5 protein-coding genes are annotated in these 5,742 nt (G+C 69.6%); all 5 read left to right on the plus strand.

Features of this window, described 5'->3' with window-relative positions:
• The first annotated feature begins 174 nt into the window (after positions 1 to 174).
• The 5 genes from ESO86_RS10295 to ESO86_RS10315 all read left to right on the plus strand — a co-directional run bounded on the left by ESO86_RS10295 (position 175) and on the right by ESO86_RS10315 (position 5,641).
• Positions 175 to 1,287: a Gfo/Idh/MocA family protein gene (locus ESO86_RS10295; protein WP_129234815.1), complete on the plus strand. Its 1,113-nt coding sequence runs from the start codon at positions 175 to 177 to the stop codon at positions 1,285 to 1,287.
• The gene (locus tag ESO86_RS10300; protein WP_129234816.1) at positions 1,284 to 2,237 is read left to right on the plus strand and encodes a family 43 glycosylhydrolase; all 954 of its coding nucleotides are present in this window, start codon (positions 1,284 to 1,286) and stop codon (positions 2,235 to 2,237) included. The genes ESO86_RS10295 and ESO86_RS10300 overlap by 4 nt, the downstream gene beginning before the upstream one ends.
• Positions 2,238 to 2,353: 116 nt before the next feature.
• A complete protein-coding gene (locus ESO86_RS10305; protein ID WP_129234817.1) occupies positions 2,354 to 3,655 on the plus strand; it encodes an ABC transporter substrate-binding protein in 1,302 nt (433 codons plus the stop codon).
• Between the two features lie 70 nt (positions 3,656 to 3,725).
• The gene (locus tag ESO86_RS10310; RefSeq protein ID WP_129234818.1) at positions 3,726 to 4,721 is read left to right on the plus strand and encodes a carbohydrate ABC transporter permease; all 996 of its coding nucleotides are present in this window, start codon (positions 3,726 to 3,728) and stop codon (positions 4,719 to 4,721) included.
• On the plus strand, positions 4,718 to 5,641 hold the full coding sequence (locus tag ESO86_RS10315; RefSeq protein ID WP_129234819.1) for a carbohydrate ABC transporter permease: 924 nt from the start codon (positions 4,718 to 4,720) through the stop codon (positions 5,639 to 5,641). Before ESO86_RS10310 ends, ESO86_RS10315 begins: the two co-directional genes overlap by 4 nt.
• Positions 5,642 to 5,742: the final 101 nt, after the last annotated feature.

Raw genomic sequence — 5,742 nt, forward strand, 5'->3', positions numbered from 1 at the left:
GGGCGCGCTCGCCGTCGCGCACGCGACCGGGCACCGCCTCGACGTGCTCGAGCGCGGCGGCGACCCGGGTCTCGTCGAGGCGCGCGTGGCCGAGGCATCCGCCGCCCCCGCCTTCGGCATGTGCGGGCGACTCCAGCGCTACGACACGACCATCGATCCCGACGGAGGAGCCCGATGACCGACCACACCCATCCCGAGCGGGGCGGGGTCCTGCGCGCCGCGATCATCGGCACGGGCGCGATCGCCGACGCGCACGCGCAGGCGCTGCGAGCCACGCCCGACGGCGAACTCGTCGCCGTGGTCGACCGCGACCCCGACAACGCCAGGGCGTTCGCCGACCGCTGGGGCGGACCTGCGGTCGCCGACTCGCTCGACGCGCTGCTCGCGGCCGGCGCCATCGACGTGCTGCACGTCTGCACGCCGCCCGGCGTGCACGCGGAACAGGCGATGGCCGCCCTCGAGGCGGGCGTGCACGTCGTCTGCGAGAAGCCCGCCGCGCTCTCGCTCGACGAACTCGATGCGATGACGGATGCCGCGTCCCGCAACGACCGGCGCCTGGCCGTCGTGTTCCAGCAGCGCACGGGCACGGCCGCGGCGCACGTCAAGGGCCTCCTCGAGTCGGGCGCGCTCGGCCGGCCGCTCGTCGCGACGTGCCAGACCCTCTGGTACCGCGATCCCGCGTACTTCGCGGTGCCGTGGCGCGGCAAGTGGGCCACCGAGGGCGGCGGGCCGACGCTCGGCCTCGGCATCCACCAGGTCGACCTGCTCGCGTGGCTGCTCGGCGACTGGGCGAGCGTGAACGGGCAGCTCTGGCGGCTCGCCCGCGAGACCGAGATGGAGGACGTCTCGACCGCGACCGTCGCGTTCGAGAACGGCGTCGTGGCGTCCGTCATCACGAGCGCGCTCTCGCCGCGCGAGACGAGCTCGATCCGCATCGACACCGAGCTCGCGACCGTCACCGTCGACCACCTGTACGGGCACGGCCACGAGCACTGGCGCATCACGCCGGCGCCGGGCGTCGACCCCGCGGTCGTCGACGCGTGGGCCGCACTCCCGGGCGACGAGGAGCCGAGCGGACACGACCCGCTCGTCCGCGACATCTACGCGGCGCTGCGCTCGGGCGACCCGCTGCCGTCGACCGCGACCGACCCCGCGCGATCCTTCGAGATCGTCACCGCGATCCACTCGTCCGCCGCCACCGGGCGAACGGTCACGCGCGAGGGCCTGCGCGACGACGCCGACCGGATGCGCAGCCTCGAGACTCCGGTCGTCGACCTCCGGCGATGACTCCGCCGCCCGACGACGCCCTCTTCCACGATCCGGTGCACGACGGGGCGGCCGATCCCACGGTCATCCGCCACCACCTGACGGGGGAGTGGTGGATGTTCTACACGCAGCGCCGCGCGAGCGTGGACGAGCCCGGCGTCGCGTGGGTTCACGGCAGCCGCATCGGCGTCGCGCGGTCGGCGGACGGCGTGCGCTGGCGCTACGACGGAACCGTCGACGACCTGCTGGTCGGCGATGGGCCGCAGACCCACTGGGCGCCCGAGGTGATCTTCGACGGCGAGCGCTATCGCATGTACCTCACGGTCATCGACGGCATCCCCGACCGCTGGGAGGGGCATGCGCGCCGGATCGTCGAGTACGCGAGCGACGACCTGGCGTCGTGGCGGCTCGTCGGCGGCATCCCGCTGAGCTCGGACCGGGTCATCGACGCGTGCGTCGCGCACTGCCCCGACGGTCGCTGGCGCCTCTGGGTCAAGGACGAGGCGGATGACTCGTCCACCTGGGTCGCGGCGAGCGCCGATCTCGCGGCGGGTCCATGGCGGGTCGAGGGCCGCGCGATCGGGGGTCGCCCGCACGAGGGCCCGAACGTGTTCGAGCTCGGCGGCTGGTGGTGGATGCTCGTCGACGAGTGGCGCGGCATGGCCGTGCACCGGTCGCGCGACGCGGTGACGTGGGAACGCCAGGGCGGACCCGACGACGTGATCCTCGGCGCACCGGGCCCGCGCCGCGGGGACGAGACCTTCGGGCGGCACGGCGACGTCGTGGTCGGCCGCGATCGAGGCATCCTCTTCTACTTCACGCACCCGCAGTGGGACGGCTCGGAGCTGGGCTCGACGGATGCCGCGGCCGCTCGCCGCAGCGCGATCTTCGCGGCACCGATCGTGGTCGTCGACGGCGTGCTGGCCTGCGATCGCGGTGCCCCGGCCGATCTCGCCTCGATCACGGATTGAAACGATTTTTCCCATCGCATTGACCATTCGAGTCGTTGGGGTTACATTTGGGGAAGCGCTTTCCCACCCCAGCGTGAATGCACCAGGCAGACAGAGACGTTTCCGGGAGGACAACGATGTTCAACATTCGCACCCGACGCGCGGCCCTCGCCGCTGCGGCGGTCACGGCGAGCGCGGCGCTCGTGCTCACGGGCTGCTCCGGCGGCTCCGAGCCCGCCGCGACCTACGACCCCGACGAGGAGGTCACCCTCAACCTCGCCTTCTGGGGCAACGACGTGCGGGCCGACCTCTACGACCAGGCGATCGAGGCGTTCAACGAGGAGTACCCGAACATCACGGTCAACTCCTCGTTCCTCGGCTTCCCCGAGTTCTGGGAGAAGCGGCAGACCGAGGCGGCCGGCGGCGGCCTGCCCGACGTCATGCAGTTCGACTACTCCTACCTCCGCCAGTACTCCGAGAACGGCCTCCTGCTCGACCTCGAGCCCTACCTCGGCGACATCATCGACACCGAGCCGCTGAGCGAGCAGATCCTCGGCATCGGCGTCGTGAACGGCGAGACCACCGGAATCCCGACCTCGACCAACGCATGGGGCATGTTCACCAACCCCAAGCTGCTCGACGATGCCGGCGTCGAGGAGTTCGCCGGCGGCGACTGGGAGGACTACGACGCGTGGATGGCCGAGGTCACCGAGGCCGGAGGCGGCGACCTCTGGGGCGGCACCGACTGGACCGGCCGCATCCAGAACTTCGAGATCCAGCAGCGCGCGATGGGGTCGGACCTCTTCACCGATGAGGGCGAGCCCAACTTCACCGAGGAGGACCTCGCCGCGTTCTGGGAGCAGGGCGCCGACATCCGCGAGGACGGCACCGTCATCACCCAGCAGCGCCTCGAGGAGATCTACCCGGTCTCGGGCTTCGACGCCGCGCTCACCGCGAGCGAACTGACCTGGGACAACTTCGGCGCCGGCTACCTCGGCAACCTGGGCGAGGAGTACACCGAGCTCGGGCTGATCGCACCGCCGATCACCGAGGAGGGCGCGCAGGACCTGTACCTCAAGCCCTCGATGCTGCACTCCATCGCCGCCACGACCGACCACCCCGAGGCGGCCGCGACCCTCGTGAACTTCCTCGTGAACAGCCCCGAGGCCGGTGCGATCTTCGGCACCAACCGCGGCCTGCCCGCGTCGGAGACCATGCTCGAGGGCGCTGAGCTCGACCCGCTCGGCGAGCAGATCCGAGCCTACGAGGAGTCGATCAGCGACCGCCTCGGCGACGCCCCGCCCGTGCCGATCGTCGGCTACGGAACCCTCGAGGAGAAGTTCCGCCAGCTCGGCCAGGAGCTCGGCTTCGGCACGATCACGGTCGACGAGGCCGTGAGCCAGTTCTTCACGGAGATGGACGTCGTCCTGAACCAGTAGGGCCCTTCGGGTCCGGGCCGCAGCGGCCCGGACCCGGAGTACCCTCGGCACGGAACCCGGGAGAGAGACCATGAGCACCACCCTGACGAAAGCGATCGTCACGGCCGACACGGAGGGCCGTTCGCGCCTCCTCGGCCGTCGCGGCCCCGACACGCCCACGCGGCCCGGACTGAAGCTCCGCAACCGCCGCGAGACGGCGACGGGGTACACGTTCCTCCTCCCGTGGATGATCGGCTTCCTCGGCCTGACCCTCGGGCCGATGATCTACTCGCTGTACCTGGCGTTCACGAGGTACAACCTCTTCACCGAGCCGGAGTGGATCGGGCTCGACAACTTCGTGCGCATGTTCACGGAGGACCCGCAGTACATCCAGTCGGTGCAGATCACCCTCGTGTACGTGCTGGTCGGCACCCCGATCAAGCTCGCCGCGGCGCTCGGCGTGGCGATGCTGCTGAACTACCGCGACCGGGGTTCGACCTTCTTCCGCTCGTCGTTCTACGCTCCCTCGCTGATCGGCGCATCGGTCTCGGTCGCGATCGTGTGGCGTGCGATGTTCTCCACCGACGGCCCGGTCGACAACACGCTCTCGTTCTTCGGCCTCGACATCGGCGGATGGGTCGGCAACGTCGCCCTCGTGCTGCCGATGATGATCCTCCTGGCGGTGTGGCAGTTCGGCGCCCCGATGGTGATCTTCCTCGCCGGCCTCAAGCAGGTGCCGCGCGAGCTGTACGAGGCCGCGGAGGTCGACGGGGCCGGTCCGATCCGCAAGTTCCGGTCGGTGACCTTCCCGATGCTCTCGAGCGTGATCTTCTTCAACCTGCTGCTCGAGCTGATCAACGCGTTCCAGGTGTTCGCGTCGGCGTACATCATCTCGAACGGCTCCGGCGGCCCGGCCGGCATGACGAACTTCTACACCGTCTACCTCTACAAGCGCGGCTTCGCCGACCTGCAGATGGGCTACGCCGCCGCGATGGCCTGGGTCCTCGTGATCGTGGTCGCGATCATCGCCGCCATCCTCTTCAAGACCCAGAAGTCGTGGGTCCACTACGCGGGAGACAACCGATGACCACCTCGACCAGCGAGATCGCGCGTCCCGAGTTCCTCGAGATCGAGCTCGACCAGGAGCCGACCCCCGAGCGGCGCCGCATCAAGCGCAAGACGATCAACACGATCATCTGGTTCGTCGTGCTCGCCGCGCTCACCGCGATCGTGCTCTACCCGCTGATCTGGTTGTTCATCGCGACGTTCAAGCCGTCGAGCGAGTTCGGCCAGAACCCGGGACTCATCCCGGACGACCCGACCATCGACAACTACTTCAAGGTGCTCGAGGGCATCGCGGGAGTGCCGCTCTGGCGGTTCTTCGCGAACTCGACCTTCATCGCGGTCATGGCAGTGGTCGGCACCCTGTTCTCCTCGGCGCTCGCGGCCTACGCGTTCGCCCGGGTGCAGTTCAAGGGCGTCGGGATCCTGTTCGCCGCGATGATCGGCACGCTGCTGCTGCCGTTCCACGTCGTGATCATCCCGCAGTACATCATGTTCCAGAAGCTCGACATGGTGGACACGTACTGGCCGCTGATCCTGCCGAAGTTCCTCGCCACCGAGGCGTTCTTCGTGTTCCTGATCGTGCAGTTCATCCGGAACATCCCTCGCGACATGGACGAGGCGGCCCGCATCGACGGCGCCGGGCACTGGCGCACGTTCTTCTCGATCATCCTGCCGCTGATCAAGCCCGCCCTGATCACGTCCGCGATCTTCACCTTCATCTGGACCTGGAACGACTTCCTCGGCCCGCTGCTCTACGTGAACAGTCCCGAGCAGTACCCGCTCCCCGTCGCGCTCCGCCTGTACAACGACCAGACGTCGACCTCCGACTACGGCGCGACCGTCGCGGTGTCGTTCCTCGCGCTGCTGCCGATCCTGATCTTCTTCATCGTGTTCCAGCGCTTCCTCGTCGACGGCGTCGCGACGCAGGGGCTCAAGGGCTAGGGGCGAGCGGATGTCCCGGGCACGTGACCGCACGGAACGAGCCGCGCGCCGCGCCGAGCGGTCGGGCTCCGGCCCGGTCCGCTCGGGCGCGGCGCCCGCGC

Origin of the sequence: Agromyces binzhouensis (assembly GCF_004135055.1) — a bacterium.
Lineage (GTDB): Bacteria > Actinomycetota > Actinomycetes > Actinomycetales > Microbacteriaceae > Agromyces > Agromyces binzhouensis.